Raw genomic sequence first — 12,959 nt, forward strand, 5'->3', positions numbered from 1 at the left:
GCTGGTCCCGGTGCGAGCCTGGACCCACGGATGACGACCACGCCAGATCGAAGGAGAAACGATGAGTGACAACGAAGACCCCCGCGCGATCCTGGCGGAGCTGCTGCCCGAGTTCCGGTTCGCCATGGTGACGACGGTCGACGAATCGGGGAAGCTCACAGCGCGCCCGCTGACGGTGCAGGAGGCCGAGTTCGACGGAGACCTCTGGTTCGTCGTCGACCGCGGATCGTCCGTCGCGACGCACGTGGCCTCGCGGCCCGCCGTCGGCGTCGCCCTCAGCAAGGACGACGCGTGGGTCTCGCTCGCCGGTGAGGCGACTGTCGTCGACGACCGCGCTCGCCTCGAACACTACTGGTCGAGCACTCTCGAGGCCTGGTTCCCCGACGGCCCGGACGACCCCAGCATCACGCTGCTGCGGGTCGACGCGATCTCGGGGGAGTACTGGAGCAGTGCCGGCGGACGCATCGCGACCGCCATCGGCCTGATCAAGTCGAAGATCACCGGTGAGACCTATGAGGGCCGCAACGAGAAGCTGGACCTCTGAGTCTTCGGGCCTCTACGCCACGATGGGCCGTCGCCGCTGCTGCGGGACGGCCCATCGTCGTCGAGCGGAGCAGGCCTACTTCGCGAGGAAGGCGAGCAGGGCGTCGTTGAACTCGCGGGCGTGGCTCACGTTGAGGCCATGAGGTGCGTCTTCGATGAGCGCCAGCTCACTGCCCGGAAGCTGCTCGTGGGTCCGCTTGCCCGAGCCTTCGAAGGGGACGGTGCCGTCGCCGTCGCCGTGGATGATCAGCGCGGGCACGGTCACCGCGGCCAGATCGCGGCGGAAGTCGGTCGTCGCCCACGCCTCCATCGACTTCAGTGCCGCGTGGTGGTCGGCCTGGCGCGCGAGCGCGAGGGCCTCCTGGCGCTGCTCCTCCGTGACCTTGAGCTCGCCGTCGACGGAGAAGAAGGCGGTCGTGAAGCCGTCGTAGAAGGTCGCTTCATCCGCGCGGAGGCCGTTCTCCATCTCGTCGGCGGCCTCCTGTGTGAGCGGGCCCTCCGGGTTATCGGGCGTCTGCGCGAGGTACGGCGGCACCGCGGCGGCGAACACGACGCTCCGCAGCCGATCCTGGCCGTGATTGGCGACATAACGGGCGACTTCGCCGCCTCCCATCGAGAAGCCGACCAGGGTCACGTCGCGCAGGTCGAGGGTGTCGAGGACGGATGCCAGGTCCTGAGCGAACGTGTTGTAGTCGTAGCCCGAGCGAGGCTTGTCGCTGCGCCCGAAGCCGCGGCGGTCGTAGGCGACGACGCGGTACCCGGCGGCGGTGAGCGCGGGAATCTGCTCGGACCACGATTCCGCCGACAGCGGCCAGCCGTGGATCAGCACGACCGGGCGACCCGATCCGCCGGTGTCGTCGACGTGCAGCTCGATGTCGTTGAAGAGGCCCTTGTGGGCGGTGATCTCAGTCATGCCCACATCGTCATCGCTTCCGAAGCGTTTTTCGAGCAGTTGACGGTTCTCGGAGCCGAGGCTAGGCGCCCGCGGCAGACTGGAGGAATGAGGTCGGCGTGATGTCCGGGGGAGCCCGTGCCGGAAGGTGACAGCGTCTTCCGCATGGCAGCCCGGCTCCGGCCTCAGGTCGTGGATCGGACGATCTCGTCCGGAGAACTGCGCTCTGGCCCGGCGGCCGGGACATCCCTCGCCGGTTGGCGGATCGCTGGGCTCGAGACCCGGGGCAAACATCTGATCACCTGGCTGGATCCCGATTTCGCACTCCACACGCATCTTCTGATGCAGGGGTCGTGGACGGTCACCCGTTCGGGGCGCGTCGTTCCCGTGCGCGTGCAGCCGGCCGTGCGTGTGCGAGCCGAGTTGGACGACGGCGCGACGCTGTGGGGCATCGACATGCCCGTCGTCGAACTGCTGCGCGCGAACGGCGTCGCGACTGCGCTCGGTCACCTGGGGCCGGACCCGCTGCGCGACGACTGGGATGCCGTCGAGGCCCTTCGGCGGCTCGATGCTCGTCCGGATCGGACGTTCGCCGGCGCTCTGCTCGATCAGCGCAACATCGCGGGTCTGGGGAACCTCTGGGTGAACGAACTCGCGTTCCTCTCGGGTGTCCACCCGTTCGACCCCATTGCGACCGCTGACCTCGAGTCGCTCGTCGCCCGTGCCGCGCGCGCTCTGCGCTTCTCCGCGACAGTGCCCGGTATGTATCAGGTGACCACCGGCACCGCGCGTCGGGGGAGCGCGCACTGGGTGGCCGGCCGCGCCGGCAAACCGTGCCTCAGGTGCGGGACGCGCATCCTCGTGCGCGCCGAGGTCGCGGGCGATTCGGAACAGCGGCGCACGTGGTGGTGTCCCGCCTGCCAGCCGCGTCGAAGCTGACGGATCAGCCGGCCGGCGCTGCTCCGCGCTGGCGCTGCAGACTAGGGGCCGGTTCGACGGAGTCGACCGCATCTTGCATCCGCGAGAGGAAGTCGATCACGGCCGCGGTCGCCTCGGGCGTGGTCTCGTCGGCCACCTGATGCATACGGTCGTGCATGGCCGACAGTGTGGAACGGACCTCGTCGTCTGCGCGTTCCGTCGGTTCGAGATAGACGCTGCGCCGGTCGCTCGGATGCGGCACGCGACGAAGGTAGCCGGCGGACTCGAGGCGGTCGAGAAGGCTCGTCGTGCTGGCCGTGGAGATGCCGAGGTACTTAGCGACGTCCCCCGGCTTCACGGGAACGTTGCGCGACTGCGCGCGCAGAAGCTGACGGATGACCAGCAGCTCGTTCTCTCCCATCGACATCGACTCGCGCGTGCGGCGTCGCATCGCCGCCTCGGCCGCTTGGTAGAGACGCAACGCCTCGAGCGCGCTGGTCGCGCGCTGACGATCGTCGTTGTAGAAGAAGCCGCTCATCTGCACACCTCCGCGGTCCTGGCTGATGCGTTTTACCTTACCAGATATCTAACTTGACGAGATACTTTCCCAACTAGTAGCGTTCCCAACAAGTCATCCAGCATCTGTGAGGAGCAACAATGGGCCAGCTGTTCTACGGCAACGCGTCCGAGTCGATCGAGATCCCGGACCGCCTGCTCGCGCACCTCAAGGTGCTGACCGCGACCAAGCTCCGCCGCTCCGAGAGCTTCACGCTCACCTGGCGTCACGGCGCCGACATCGCGGCGGGGCGTCAGACCATCTGGCTGCAGCCCGCGATCCCGCTCCGCTTCGTCTTCGGCGGGGCGGAGATGGAAAAGCTCGACTCGGCGCTGCTCACCGAGATGGCACGGGCGGCAACTTCCTCCACCGGCCTCGTCGTCGACTTCGCGGACTTCGACGCGGCTCCTGCTGCCCCGATCGCCGCTGCTCCCGCCGCTGCCGAGAGCATCGCAACCGCTCCGAGCGCGCTGGCGACGGCAGCATGACCCTGCTCGAGCGCGCCCCCGAAGCGCCGCGCATCCTCACCGCCCGAACGATCACCTGGTCGACGGTCGCCCCCGGTTTCTACGTCGCCTCCACCGACGGGGAGTTCGTCGGATCCGTCGACACCTCTTCTGACGGGCACTTCATCGCGTTCGACGGTCAGGCCACCCCCATCGGCCGCTTCGCAACGCTGAAGGAAGCGCAGCACTCGCTTCTGACGACCGAGGCGCCCGGAAACCGGGCTCGGAAGTCCCGCGCACGTCGTCATCTGCGGATGACGGCCACCGCCTCGGGCGCTGTCGCGGGCGCACTCGCCCTGACCGCCGGAGCACTGGCTCCGTTCATCTGAGACCGGACGGCATCGGCCGTCGCCGAAGAGAAGGAGAACGCCATGAGCAACGATGACACCCGTCGCGAGACCGACGAGAACGCTTACGAGGGACCCGACGTCGAGGTCTCCACGGCCGACACCGACGGCGACGGTACGCGCGAGCCGGGAGGTCTCGGCAAGGACGGCACCATCCCGAGCAACCCGGACGGCGTCGCGGCCGGACACACCGGAACCGCCTCGACTTTCGAACCGGAAGAAGACGAGAAGTCCTGACCCGATCGATGTGCCCGGAGACCTGCTCTCCGGGCATTTTCGCGTCAACCGGGGTGTTCTTGCCTGGACGACGCGACGTTCACAGAGTCACAAGCCGTCAGCAGGCTCCGTAGCCGTGGACCACTGATCGAAGTCATCCGCGTCCGGGGCGATTCGACCCCAGCTCGCATCGACGGTCATGTCGGCGTTCAGCAGGCACGCGTACTCGAGCGGCGCATCGACCGTGGGATCGGTGACGGGGACGACGACGTACCAGAGGCCATCCGGGCGGAGCGCGGATCGGGCACTACCGCTCTCGACCGTGGAACGATCGAGTTGCTCGGACGCCGGAGCGTTTCCGTCTCTGACCGCGACGAGGCACGCATCGAGCAGATCGGATGTCGACAGGGACGGTGCCGGCGAGGAGATCGGGGGCGTCGTCGAGTCCGGCGTCGCGGACGGTTCCGGCTGAGTCGTCGGTGACAGGGTCTCGCTCGGGGTCGGCGATGGCGAGGGTGCTGCCGCGCCGCCGATGCCCGGGGTGGCGCACCCCGCGGTGAGCAGCGCGAATGCGAGGATGGCTGGCACACTGATGCGACGCCGAAGGACGATGCTGGTCATGGGTACTCCTCGTTCTCAGTTCTCGACGCTTGCGGGCACGCGGAAGCTGTCTCCCTCGTACTGCCAGATGTCAGGCCAGCGCGCGATCACGCCGTCGCGCTCCTCCGCGCGCGGCATGCTCGGCAGGCGTCTTCACGCTGTAGGTCAAGGCTCGGGCGGGTGTCGCAGAGGCGAGCACCAAAGAGCCAGCCGCGACGGATCCGAGCAGCACCGCCCGGCGGCTGAGCGCTCGCGGGGTCTCGTTCTCGTCCGTCGACACGAGAAGAACCTAACAGGAGGCTGAGATCCTGCCGAGGTTCGGTCTCCCCCCTCCCGCCGCTGGGACGTTTCTCCGCGGCTTGCGCCCCGCCGATAGGGTCGGATGGTGCTCCGCCTGATCTTCTTCGCAGCTGTCGGCGCGCTCCTCGGTGGCGCGGTGGTCGAGTACGTCGGGCCGCCGGACGCCGGCTGGGCGATCATCAGCATCGCGCTTCCGGTCGCGATCATCAGCGGGACGTTCATCCTCATCGGCCGATCGATGGCCGGGGGAGTGGCGGTATCGAAGGACGATCTCCGTCGCGCTCTCGATTCGCGGCGGCTCGGCCTCGCCCGCGTCGATGCGATCCGGCAGACCGGTACCCAGATCAACGATCAGCCGTTGTGCGAGATCGATCTGACCGTGCGGCCGATCCAGGGGGAGGCGTACGCGACCACTCTGCGCACCGTCGTCGCCCTGACGGAGCTTCCCGCGTTCCAGCCCGGAGTTCAGCGCCAGGTCGCCATCCTTCTCGACGGCGGACCCGAGGTCGCCTTCGTCGACGGTGAGCTCTCACCGTCTGAGGTCGGCAACCTCACGGTCCCCGATCGGTCGTCGGTTGGGTTCGTCCCCATCGCGAGCCACACCCGGATCTCCGGCGGGCGCCGCAAGGGGCCGCTGATCGGCGTGGGCAGACGCGGCCGGCCGCTGCGCCTGCTCGTGTTCACGGCTGTCGCCGTCGCGGTGGCCGTCGCTGTCGTCGCGCCCTATCGGGAGGCGGTGGCACAGACCGTCGAGGCGGTGCTCGACGGCAGGGCGCACGTCGACATGCGTCAGCCCGGGCCGCTCGCCCAGGCCCAGGCCGCCCTCGAACGCGAGATCGGCCACGACCGCGTGAGCTCGATCTACGTCACCCCGGATTTCGTCATCGTCGAGGCTCCCGTCACCGCCGGCACCACGCATACCGACAGGTGGATGTACCGCGGTGGTCAGGTGGAGCATTCCGGCGCCGTGTCGATTCAACCGAAGTCGGCCACGGAAGCGTTCTCATGGGAAGACGTCGATCTTGCAGGCATTCTTCCGGCCATGGAAGAGGCTGCGTCCCAGAGCGGGCTCCCCGTCGATGACGCGGGGGCGACGGTCATGCGCACGTGGGGTGGCGCCGAAGCGGTGTCATCCGGAGAGAAGTCGGGGCCCATCGAGATCAACTTCTCACTCGAGGACGACTACGAGACCGCGTCGTTCCGGATGTCGGCTGACGGCAGCGGGCTCACCCGCGACTGACCCCCAGGCCGGCGCGACTCACGGGCGGGCGAGGTCGTCCGACCCGAGCCGAGTGAGCGCGGAACGAACGCTGCTCTCGGCGAGAGCGTCGTCGGGCGGGGCGTACGGCGGCAAGAACATGCGTGTGATGAGGGGGCCCATCAGCATGTCGTAGACCTGATCGGCATCCACGTGCGGGGGCTCGGTCTCTCGTCGCGCAAAAGCGGCATCGATCACCTGCTTCACGCGGGCGCGGCGCGGGCGGATGAACTCCGCGTCGAGCAGCGCCGAGAGATCTTCGTCCGTCCTTGCGACCCCCACGAGGTCGACCACGCTGTTTCGAGCGACCGGGTCGGAGAGCACAGCGATCCCCTCCCGCTGGACCGCCCGAAGGTCGCCGGCAAGCGAGCCGGTATCGGGCAGCGGCCCCGGTTCGAATCGGCGAGACAAGACGGCGACGGCGAGGTGGGCCGTGCTTCGAAACCGCCGATAGAAGGTGGGGCGCGTCGACCCGGCCCGGCTCACGAGGCCGTCGACCGTGAGAGCGCAGAAGCCCTCCTCGGCGAGGACCCGCTCGCCTTCCCGGAGAAGTTCCTCGGTGATGTCCTCGACGCGCGGGCGACCGACCCTTTTCCCGGACATGCCCGTCACTGTAGCTGTGGTCTCTTCGCGCATGTCCGCGACGCTTCGTGGTGCGGATCGTTCGGCGCGGGTTCCGGTGCCCGTGCCGCGCAGGCCTTGGCCCGGTCTCGCCGACGGCCCGCTATCCTGTGAGTGCCCACCCGTGCCCTATCGAGAAAGAACACCCGTGAGCAATCGCCATTCCTCCACCGACCAGGAGGGTCGATCTTCGTACCCCCTCGCTGAGAGAGGGGGTGAATCCGAATGATCGAAGCAGTCCTGACGCTGCTGTTGGGAATCCTGCTGACACTGGCGATCATCGCCGCCTGCGGCTTCTTCGTCGCGCAGGAGTTCGCGTACATGTCCGTCGACCGGTCGCGCATGGCCGCCCGTGCCGAGAAGGGCGATGCCCAGGCGGCACGTGTGCTCGCGATCACCAAGCGCACGTCGTTCATGCTCTCGGGTGCGCAGCTCGGCATCACGGTCACCGGCCTGCTGATCGGTTACGTGGCGGAGCCCCTCATCGGCGAGTCCATCGGCACGCTGCTGGGCGGCGTCGGCATCGATCCGGCTGTCTCGGTGCTCATCGGAACGGTGGGCGCGCTGCTGCTGGCCACCATCGTGACGATGATCTTCGGCGAGCTGTATCCCAAGAACCTCGCCATCGCCAGCCCGGAGCCCCTGGCCCGCGCCCTCGCGGTTCCGACCCGCATCTACCTGATGCTCTTCGGCTGGCTCATCACGGTGTTCGATGTCGCCGCGAACGCCCTGCTGCGGCTGCTGCGCATCGAGCCGCTGGAAGACGTCGACGAGAGCGCGACCGCGCGCGACCTCGAAGCGATCATCGAGGAGTCCCGCGCGAGCGGCGATCTGCCCGACGATCTGTCGATGATCATCGACCGCATCCTCGACTTCCCGCAGCGCGACGTCGAGCACGCGATGGTCCCGCGCTCGCGCATCGACTCGATCTCGCCCGACACGACCGTCGGAGAGGTGCGCGCGCTCATGGCGACCGGCCACACCCGTTATCCCGTCATCGGCGAGGAGGACGACCCGGTCGGTGTCGTCGAGCTCATCGACCTGCTCCGCGGTCGCCATGACGACGACGCGCCCGTCTCGACGATGATGCGCGAGGCGGTCGTGCTGCCGACGACGATGCAGCTGCCGGTCGCCCTCGACCGCATGCGGCAGACGCGCAACGAGCTCGCCTGCGTCGTCGACGAGTACGGCAACTTCGACGGCATCCTCACCATCGAGGATCTGACCGAGGAGGTCATCGGCGAGATCTCCGACGAACACGACCTCGAGGTCCACGAGATCGTGAACGTCGGCGAGGACCATTGGCGTCTGCCCGGCGACGTCCATCTCGACGAGGTCGAGCGCCTGATCGGCTTCGACCTGCCGCGCGACGACGCCGAGACCATCGCAGGTCTCATCATCAGCGAGCACGGTGACCTGCCGCCCGAGGGCGCGGTCGTGCGCATCGACCTGCCCGAGCGGGCGTCCGAGACGGTGCAGGGGCTGCGGATGCAGCGCTGGCTGGATGTCGAGGTCGCCGAGGTCGCCCGTCTCGTGCCCTCCGAGCTCGTCGTGCGTCTGCACGAGGTGGATCTGGATGCCGTTGAAGCCGGTCCCGAGGTCGGCGTCGATGCCGTCGTCGCGGCTGGCGCGACCGAGGAGGTCACCCGATGAGCTGGTGGGTCGTCACGATCATCACGATCGCGCTCATCCTGGCGAGCGCGTTCTTCGTCATCGTCGAGTTCGCGCTGCTCGCGGCTCGGCGCCACCGCCTGGAAGAGGAGGCCGACCGCAGCGCGTCGGCGCGTGCCGCTCTCCGCGGCGTCAACGAGCTGACCGTCATGCTCGCGTTCGCCCAGCTCGGCATCACGGCGTGCACGTTCCTGCTCGGTGCCATCACCAAGCCCGCGATCGACTACGCGCTCGCTCCGGTGTTCGAGCAGTGGGGACTTCCTTACGTGCTCGCCGACATCATCGCGTTCATGCTGGCGCTCATCGTGGTGACGTTCCTGCACCTCGTCATCGGCGAGATGGCGCCCAAGTCGTGGGCGATCGCCCACCCCGAGGTGGCCGCGAAGGCGACGGGCATCACCGCCCGTGCGCTGACCTGGCCGCTGCGTCCCTTCCTGCTGTGGATCAATCACATCGCCAACCGGCTCGTGAAGGCCTCGGGTGTCGAGCCCGTCGAGAAGGCTGCCGCAGGCGGTCAGGACGCCGACACCATCCGCGAGATCGTCGCGCACTCACGCGCCGCGGGAACGCTCGAGGAGCAGTACTCCGAGCCGATCGCACGCGCCATCGCCCTCGGGTCGCTGACGGTCGGCGACATCGTCCGTACCGACCGGGTGCCCACCGCGGTGCCGGCGACGGCCAGTGCCGCCGATGTGCAGGCGGCCGCCGCATCCTCCGCGCACCTGCGCATCCTCGTGGGGGAGGGGCCTTCGAGCCGCGTCGCGCACGTTCGCGACACGCTCGCGGTGGCTCCCGAGACGCCGGCGCTCGAGATCGCCCGTGACGCGCTCGTGCTCGCGCCCGATGCGTCGGCGTACGACGCGCTCGCGCGTATGCGCCGCGGACACGTGCAGCTCGCGACGGTCGTCGACGGTGACCGTCTGCTCGGCGTCGTCACACTGGACGACCTGCTGCGCGAGGTGCTGCCTGGCGCCGCTGAGGCGGAGTTGGTGGCGCCCGCGAGTTGACCCGACGGCGCGAGCTCGTTCAGTTGGCAGGTCCCGCCCCATCCCGCTCGATGTGGCGGCGGGAACTGCCAGGTGAGCGCCCATCGTGCCGAGACTCCCGCTAAGCTACTGGTAGTAACTTAGCGGGAGGCGTGATGGGCGAGGGCGCACGGCGACAGCGGATGCCGCGGCGCGAGCGGCGCGCGCAGCTGCTGGCGGTCGCTCGCGAGCTGATCCGCGAGCGCGGGACCGACGAGTTCACGCTGGGTCGGCTCGCCGAGCGCGCGGGGGTGACCAAGCCCGTCGTGTACGACCACTTCGGCGATCGCGCGGGCGCCCTGGCCGAGCTCTACCGGGAGTTCGAGGAGCAGCAGCGGGCGGCTCTCACCGCGGCGCTCGCCGACGAGCCGCTCGCGCTCGATGCCGTGTGTCGCGCCGTCGCGGGAGCCTACATCGACTGCTCGCTGGCCGAGGGGCGCGAGCTGGCGGACGTCGTCTCGGCGCTCGATGGATCCGCGATGCTCGTCGAGGTGCGGCGCGAGGCGCAAGGCGCCTACCTCGCGTTGTGCGATGACGTGCTCGCCTCGTGCGGCGTTCGTCTCGATGACGCCGGCGCGCAGGCTCTCGTCGGGGCCGGCGACGCACTCTCGCGGGCGGCGCTGGACGAACGCGTGAGTCCCGCGGCCGCGCGCTCCACCCTCACGCGCGTCCTGCGCGCCCTCGTGACATCAGCCACCGAACCGGAGGAATCATGACCATCTCGCACGAGCCCGCGCCGGGCGTCGCCCACTGGGTGCTCGCCCATCCGCGATCGACCTCTTTCAACGCCCGGCTCTTCCGTGACGGGGTCGCCGAGCTGTCGCGAACGCGCAGTGTCGAGACATCCGATCTGTACGCGCAGCGGTTCAATCCGGTGTTCCCCGACAGTGAGCTCGACGTCACGCTTGGGCGGGCGGCGGGCCCTGCGGGGGGCGAGTACGGCGGCGTCCCCTTCCCGGACGACGTGCTCGAGGAACAGCGCAAGCTCGCTGCCGCGGAACTGCTCGTGCTGCAGTTCCCGCTGTGGTGGTACGGGCCGCCCGCGATCCTCAAGGGGTGGATCGACCGCGTGCTCACCAACGGCTTCGCCTACGGCGACATGGATCCGGAGCTCGGTGTCCCGCGGCGCTACGGTGACGGCGGGCTGGCCGGCCGGCGTGCGCTCGTCGTCGTGACGGTGGGAGAGGACGAGCGCTCGATCGGGGAGCGCGGAATCAGCGGCGACCTCGACTCGCTCCTGTTCCCGCTGACGCACGGCGCGCTCTGGTACGTCGGGATCGAAACCCTCGACCTTCACGTCGTCTACGACGCCGACGGGTTGGATGCCGCGGGCGTCGACCGCGAGGCCGAGCGCCTGCGTGCCCGCATCGCCGGGCTCGACAGCGAGACGCCGCGTCGCTACCGGGCGCTCCGCGACGGTGATTACCGCGGCACCCGGTCGCTGCGCAGCGACATCCATCCGGGGCGGACCGATTTCGGCATCCACCTCGCCGACTGAGCCGGACCGTGCCCACGATGGATACACCTCTGGGTACGCAGAAGGGCAGTCGAACCCTCGACTGCCCTTCTGCTCACTGGTGCCCCCGACAGGAATCGAACCTGCGACCTTTGGTACCGGAAACCAACGCTCTATCCCCTGAGCTACGGAGGCGTGCCGATCGAGACTATCACCGCGGAGGCGACCGGAACGACCGTGGGAGAGGTGGCAGCATTGGCTTTACAACTGTTAAAGTCGTTGCATGACGCAAAACAGCTTCGCTTACGATGACGCAGCCCGCATGGTCGCCATCGGGACGAAGGCCGAGAGGGATGCGCGTCGCGCGACGCGCTGGTTCCGGATCTTCGTCGTGGCGCAGGCCGCGTACGCGCTCGCGTTCACCCTGTCGATCGACGTCGCCGGCGTCGGCTACTGGAAGGCCTTCGCACCCTTCCTCCTCGCCACGCTCTGCATCTGGACCATCGCGTTCCGCTACCAGCGGTCGGTGCCCCGCAACGGACTGCGGAACATGGGGATCGCGGTCGCGACCTGGTTCGCGCTCTACACGCTGATGCTCGACCCGGCGCTCCAACTGCTCCAGCTCTCGTCGCCGTGGTGGTGGGTTCTCGCGGGAGTCGTGTCAATCTCTCCGATCTTCGCCTGCCTCTTCCCGAGCTCACGCCGATGAGTCACCCGCGCAAGGACATCGACGCCCTCATCCATTCGCCCGTGCGCTTCTCGCTGCTAGCTGCCCTCCGCAATCTCGAGGACGTCGACTTCCGCTTCCTCGCCGACCTGCTCGAGGTGAGCGACTCGACCCTGTCGCAGACGCTCACCGTGCTGGCCGACGCGGGGCTCCTCGAGGTGCGGAAAGAAGCCGTCGGCCGGCGGACGCGGACGTGGGTCGGCATCACGGATGCCGGTCGCGAGGCGTTCGCCCGCCACCTGGCGACGCTGCAGGCGATCGTCGAATCCGGTTCCGCGACGCCGACAGCACCGGCATCCGACCGCAAGCAACCCAAGGACGCACCCGCATGACACCTCGCACTCGTCTTGCCGCCGAGAACGAACTGGATGCCGCCGCCGACGCTCTCGCGGAGGCGTTCGAGCATTACGCGTGGACACGCCATGTCATCCCCGACGATGACTACGCGTGGCGGCTCCGTGAGCTGCAGCTCGTCTACCTGCGGCACGCGCACGCCCACGGCTTCGTCGGGGTCGCGGGGCCCGCTGACGGAGTGATCGCCGTGCTCCCGCCGGATGCGCCCGACCCGGCACCGGCCGTCGTCGACCGCATCGTTCAGCTGCACGGCGACCGACTCGGACGACTCGGCGACGCCGCTGACACGCCGTCCGAGCCGGACTCGTGGCGGATCGAGACGGTCGGCGTCGTGCCCGCCCGTCAGGGGCAGGGCCTCGCATCCGACCTCATCCGGTTCGCGCTCGCGGAGGGCGGGCGACGGGGTGCCGACCGCTTCGCGCTCGACACGTCGGACGAGCGCAACGTCCGGCTCTACGAACGACACGGCTTCTCGGTCGTCTCGCGGGTCGAACCGCGGGACGCGCCACCGGTGTGGAGCATGAGCGCCGTCGTCGGCGCCGCCGCTCCGATGAACGAAAGGACCAAGACATGACCGCATCCGAGACGCTCGCCCGCTACATCGCCGCGACCAACACGCATGACTTCGACGAGGTTGCACAGGTGCTCGACGCGAGCGCGGTGTACTACTTCGGCGATGCCACCTGCGTCGGCCTCGCTTCCGTCCGCGCCTACTTCGAGCGGACGTGGACGCTCATCCCCGATGAGGTCTACGGGGCGGAGGACGTCGAGTGGGTCGTGGATGCCGCCGACGCGGCGGTGGCCGTCTACACGTATCGCTGGAGCGGACACATCGACGGACAGGCCCGAAGCGGTCGCGGTCGGGCGACCAACGTCTTCCACCGCACCGGCTCGGGCTGGCGCCTCGTGCACGAGCACCTCAGCACGGGCCCTTCGCCCCACAGCGGCGCTTAGGCGGCGAGACCAGCG

18 protein-coding genes and 1 tRNA gene are annotated in these 12,959 nt (G+C 68.9%); 14 read left to right on the forward strand and 5 right to left on the reverse strand.

All coding sequences use genetic code 11. The features are described 5' to 3' along the window. The first annotated feature begins 61 nt into the window (after positions 1-61). A complete protein-coding gene (locus ABIC53_RS01710) occupies positions 62-544 on the forward strand; it encodes a pyridoxamine 5'-phosphate oxidase family protein (protein ID WP_274178820.1) in 483 nt (160 codons plus the stop codon). A 75-nt stretch (positions 545-619) separates the two neighbouring features. On the opposite strand, the gene ABIC53_RS01715 is transcribed toward ABIC53_RS01710, so the two are convergent. Then, complete coding sequence (locus ABIC53_RS01715; RefSeq protein ID WP_323986285.1) at positions 620-1,456, reverse strand: alpha/beta fold hydrolase; 837 nt, start codon at positions 1,454-1,456, stop codon at positions 620-622. A gap of 117 nt (positions 1,457-1,573) precedes the next feature. Between ABIC53_RS01715 and ABIC53_RS01720 the strand changes: the two genes are divergently transcribed. Beyond that, on the forward strand, positions 1,574-2,374 hold the full coding sequence (locus ABIC53_RS01720; RefSeq protein WP_354450103.1) for a DNA-formamidopyrimidine glycosylase family protein: 801 nt from the start codon (positions 1,574-1,576) through the stop codon (positions 2,372-2,374). A 4-nt stretch (positions 2,375-2,378) separates the two neighbouring features. Here ABIC53_RS01720 and ABIC53_RS01725 read toward each other — a convergent pair whose 3' ends face one another. Next, positions 2,379-2,891 carry a MarR family winged helix-turn-helix transcriptional regulator gene (locus ABIC53_RS01725; protein ID WP_282501325.1) on the reverse strand — a complete coding sequence of 171 codons (513 nt, stop codon included), beginning with the start codon at positions 2,889-2,891 and terminating at the stop codon, positions 2,379-2,381. Between the two features lie 119 nt (positions 2,892-3,010). On the opposite strand from ABIC53_RS01725, the gene ABIC53_RS01730 reads away from it, so the two are divergent. Genes ABIC53_RS01730 through ABIC53_RS01740 form a run of 3 tightly spaced genes read left to right on the forward strand, consistent with a single transcriptional unit; the run spans position 3,011 to position 3,999 of the window. Further along, complete coding sequence (locus ABIC53_RS01730) at positions 3,011-3,397, forward strand: DUF7882 family protein (protein WP_274178816.1); 387 nt, start codon at positions 3,011-3,013, stop codon at positions 3,395-3,397. Next, positions 3,394-3,744, forward strand: coding sequence for a peptide ABC transporter permease (locus ABIC53_RS01735; protein ID WP_274178815.1), 351 nt, complete (start codon positions 3,394-3,396; stop codon positions 3,742-3,744). Before ABIC53_RS01730 ends, ABIC53_RS01735 begins: the two co-directional genes overlap by 4 nt. 42 nt (positions 3,745-3,786) lie before the next feature. Beyond that, on the forward strand, positions 3,787-3,999 hold the full coding sequence (locus ABIC53_RS01740) for a hypothetical protein (protein WP_114588477.1): 213 nt from the start codon (positions 3,787-3,789) through the stop codon (positions 3,997-3,999). Between the two features lie 87 nt (positions 4,000-4,086). Here ABIC53_RS01740 and ABIC53_RS01745 read toward each other — a convergent pair whose 3' ends face one another. Then, positions 4,087-4,599, reverse strand: coding sequence for a hypothetical protein (locus ABIC53_RS01745; RefSeq protein ID WP_354450106.1), 513 nt, complete (start codon positions 4,597-4,599; stop codon positions 4,087-4,089). 364 nt (positions 4,600-4,963) lie between these two features. Here ABIC53_RS01745 and ABIC53_RS01750 point away from each other — a divergent pair, with 364 nt between their 5' ends. Beyond that, positions 4,964-6,118 carry a hypothetical protein gene (locus tag ABIC53_RS01750; RefSeq protein ID WP_323986275.1) on the forward strand — a complete coding sequence of 385 codons (1,155 nt, stop codon included), beginning with the start codon at positions 4,964-4,966 and terminating at the stop codon, positions 6,116-6,118. An 18-nt stretch (positions 6,119-6,136) separates the two neighbouring features. Here ABIC53_RS01750 and ABIC53_RS01755 read toward each other — a convergent pair whose 3' ends face one another. Then, positions 6,137-6,739, reverse strand: a complete 603-nt coding sequence (locus ABIC53_RS01755; RefSeq protein ID WP_274178813.1) for a TetR/AcrR family transcriptional regulator — start codon at positions 6,737-6,739, stop codon at positions 6,137-6,139. A gap of 243 nt (positions 6,740-6,982) precedes the next feature. Here ABIC53_RS01755 and ABIC53_RS01760 point away from each other — a divergent pair, with 243 nt between their 5' ends. The 4 genes from ABIC53_RS01760 (at position 6,983) to ABIC53_RS01775 (ending at position 10,951) form a co-directional block, all read left to right on the forward strand. After that, entirely contained in the window at positions 6,983-8,410 is a 1,428-nt protein-coding gene (locus ABIC53_RS01760) for a hemolysin family protein (protein ID WP_274178812.1), read from the forward strand. Next, positions 8,407-9,435, forward strand: a complete 1,029-nt coding sequence (locus tag ABIC53_RS01765) for a CNNM domain-containing protein (protein WP_112617286.1) — start codon at positions 8,407-8,409, stop codon at positions 9,433-9,435. The genes ABIC53_RS01760 and ABIC53_RS01765 overlap by 4 nt, the downstream gene beginning before the upstream one ends. A 134-nt stretch (positions 9,436-9,569) precedes the next feature. Continuing rightward, the gene (locus ABIC53_RS01770) at positions 9,570-10,169 is read left to right on the forward strand and encodes a TetR/AcrR family transcriptional regulator (protein ID WP_354452139.1); all 600 of its coding nucleotides are present in this window, start codon (positions 9,570-9,572) and stop codon (positions 10,167-10,169) included. Further along, positions 10,166-10,951, forward strand: a complete 786-nt coding sequence (locus tag ABIC53_RS01775; protein ID WP_282501322.1) for an NAD(P)H-dependent oxidoreductase — start codon at positions 10,166-10,168, stop codon at positions 10,949-10,951. Before ABIC53_RS01770 ends, ABIC53_RS01775 begins: the two co-directional genes overlap by 4 nt. A gap of 77 nt (positions 10,952-11,028) precedes the next feature. On the opposite strand, the gene ABIC53_RS01780 is transcribed toward ABIC53_RS01775, so the two are convergent. After that, positions 11,029-11,104 (reverse strand) — tRNA-Arg (locus ABIC53_RS01780). Positions 11,105-11,192: 88 nt separating this feature from the next. On the opposite strand from ABIC53_RS01780, the gene ABIC53_RS01785 reads away from it, so the two are divergent. Genes ABIC53_RS01785 through ABIC53_RS01800 form a run of 4 tightly spaced genes read left to right on the forward strand, consistent with a single transcriptional unit; the run spans position 11,193 to position 12,944 of the window. Next, a complete protein-coding gene (locus tag ABIC53_RS01785; protein ID WP_282501321.1) occupies positions 11,193-11,618 on the forward strand; it encodes a hypothetical protein in 426 nt (141 codons plus the stop codon). Then, a complete protein-coding gene (locus ABIC53_RS01790; protein WP_282501320.1) occupies positions 11,615-11,968 on the forward strand; it encodes a transcriptional regulator in 354 nt (117 codons plus the stop codon). The genes ABIC53_RS01785 and ABIC53_RS01790 overlap by 4 nt, the downstream gene beginning before the upstream one ends. After that, the gene (locus ABIC53_RS01795) at positions 11,965-12,564 is read left to right on the forward strand and encodes a GNAT family N-acetyltransferase (protein WP_282501319.1); all 600 of its coding nucleotides are present in this window, start codon (positions 11,965-11,967) and stop codon (positions 12,562-12,564) included. The genes ABIC53_RS01790 and ABIC53_RS01795 overlap by 4 nt, the downstream gene beginning before the upstream one ends. Next, the gene (locus ABIC53_RS01800; protein WP_274178806.1) at positions 12,561-12,944 is read left to right on the forward strand and encodes a YybH family protein; all 384 of its coding nucleotides are present in this window, start codon (positions 12,561-12,563) and stop codon (positions 12,942-12,944) included. The genes ABIC53_RS01795 and ABIC53_RS01800 overlap by 4 nt, the downstream gene beginning before the upstream one ends. Positions 12,945-12,959: the final 15 nt, after the last annotated feature.

The sequence above is a fragment of the Microbacterium sp. 1262 genome, assembly GCF_040544895.1.
Lineage (GTDB): Bacteria > Actinomycetota > Actinomycetes > Actinomycetales > Microbacteriaceae > Microbacterium > Microbacterium plantarum.

Bases quoted from the DNA above. Each gene is read 5' to 3' on its own strand.
- ABIC53_RS01710 (WP_274178820.1), top strand. From the start codon at position 62: ATGAGTGACAACGAAGACCCCCGCGCGATCCTGGCGGAGCTGCTGCCC.
- ABIC53_RS01715 (WP_323986285.1), bottom strand. From the start codon at position 1,456: ATGACTGAGATCACCGCCCACAAGGGCCTCTTCAACGACATCGAGCTG.
- ABIC53_RS01725 (WP_282501325.1), bottom strand. From the start codon at position 2,891: ATGAGCGGCTTCTTCTACAACGACGATCGTCAGCGCGCGACCAGCGCG.
- ABIC53_RS01730 (WP_274178816.1), top strand. From the start codon at position 3,011: ATGGGCCAGCTGTTCTACGGCAACGCGTCCGAGTCGATCGAGATCCCG.
- ABIC53_RS01735 (WP_274178815.1), top strand. From the start codon at position 3,394: ATGACCCTGCTCGAGCGCGCCCCCGAAGCGCCGCGCATCCTCACCGCC.
- ABIC53_RS01740 (WP_114588477.1), top strand. From the start codon at position 3,787: ATGAGCAACGATGACACCCGTCGCGAGACCGACGAGAACGCTTACGAG.
- ABIC53_RS01745 (WP_354450106.1), bottom strand. From the start codon at position 4,599: ATGACCAGCATCGTCCTTCGGCGTCGCATCAGTGTGCCAGCCATCCTC.
- ABIC53_RS01755 (WP_274178813.1), bottom strand. From the start codon at position 6,739: ATGTCCGGGAAAAGGGTCGGTCGCCCGCGCGTCGAGGACATCACCGAG.
- ABIC53_RS01760 (WP_274178812.1), top strand. From the start codon at position 6,983: ATGATCGAAGCAGTCCTGACGCTGCTGTTGGGAATCCTGCTGACACTG.
- ABIC53_RS01765 (WP_112617286.1), top strand. From the start codon at position 8,407: ATGAGCTGGTGGGTCGTCACGATCATCACGATCGCGCTCATCCTGGCG.
- ABIC53_RS01770 (WP_354452139.1), top strand. From the start codon at position 9,570: ATGGGCGAGGGCGCACGGCGACAGCGGATGCCGCGGCGCGAGCGGCGC.
- ABIC53_RS01775 (WP_282501322.1), top strand. From the start codon at position 10,166: ATGACCATCTCGCACGAGCCCGCGCCGGGCGTCGCCCACTGGGTGCTC.
- ABIC53_RS01785 (WP_282501321.1), top strand. From the start codon at position 11,193: ATGACGCAAAACAGCTTCGCTTACGATGACGCAGCCCGCATGGTCGCC.
- ABIC53_RS01790 (WP_282501320.1), top strand. From the start codon at position 11,615: ATGAGTCACCCGCGCAAGGACATCGACGCCCTCATCCATTCGCCCGTG.
- ABIC53_RS01795 (WP_282501319.1), top strand. From the start codon at position 11,965: ATGACACCTCGCACTCGTCTTGCCGCCGAGAACGAACTGGATGCCGCC.
- ABIC53_RS01800 (WP_274178806.1), top strand. From the start codon at position 12,561: ATGACCGCATCCGAGACGCTCGCCCGCTACATCGCCGCGACCAACACG.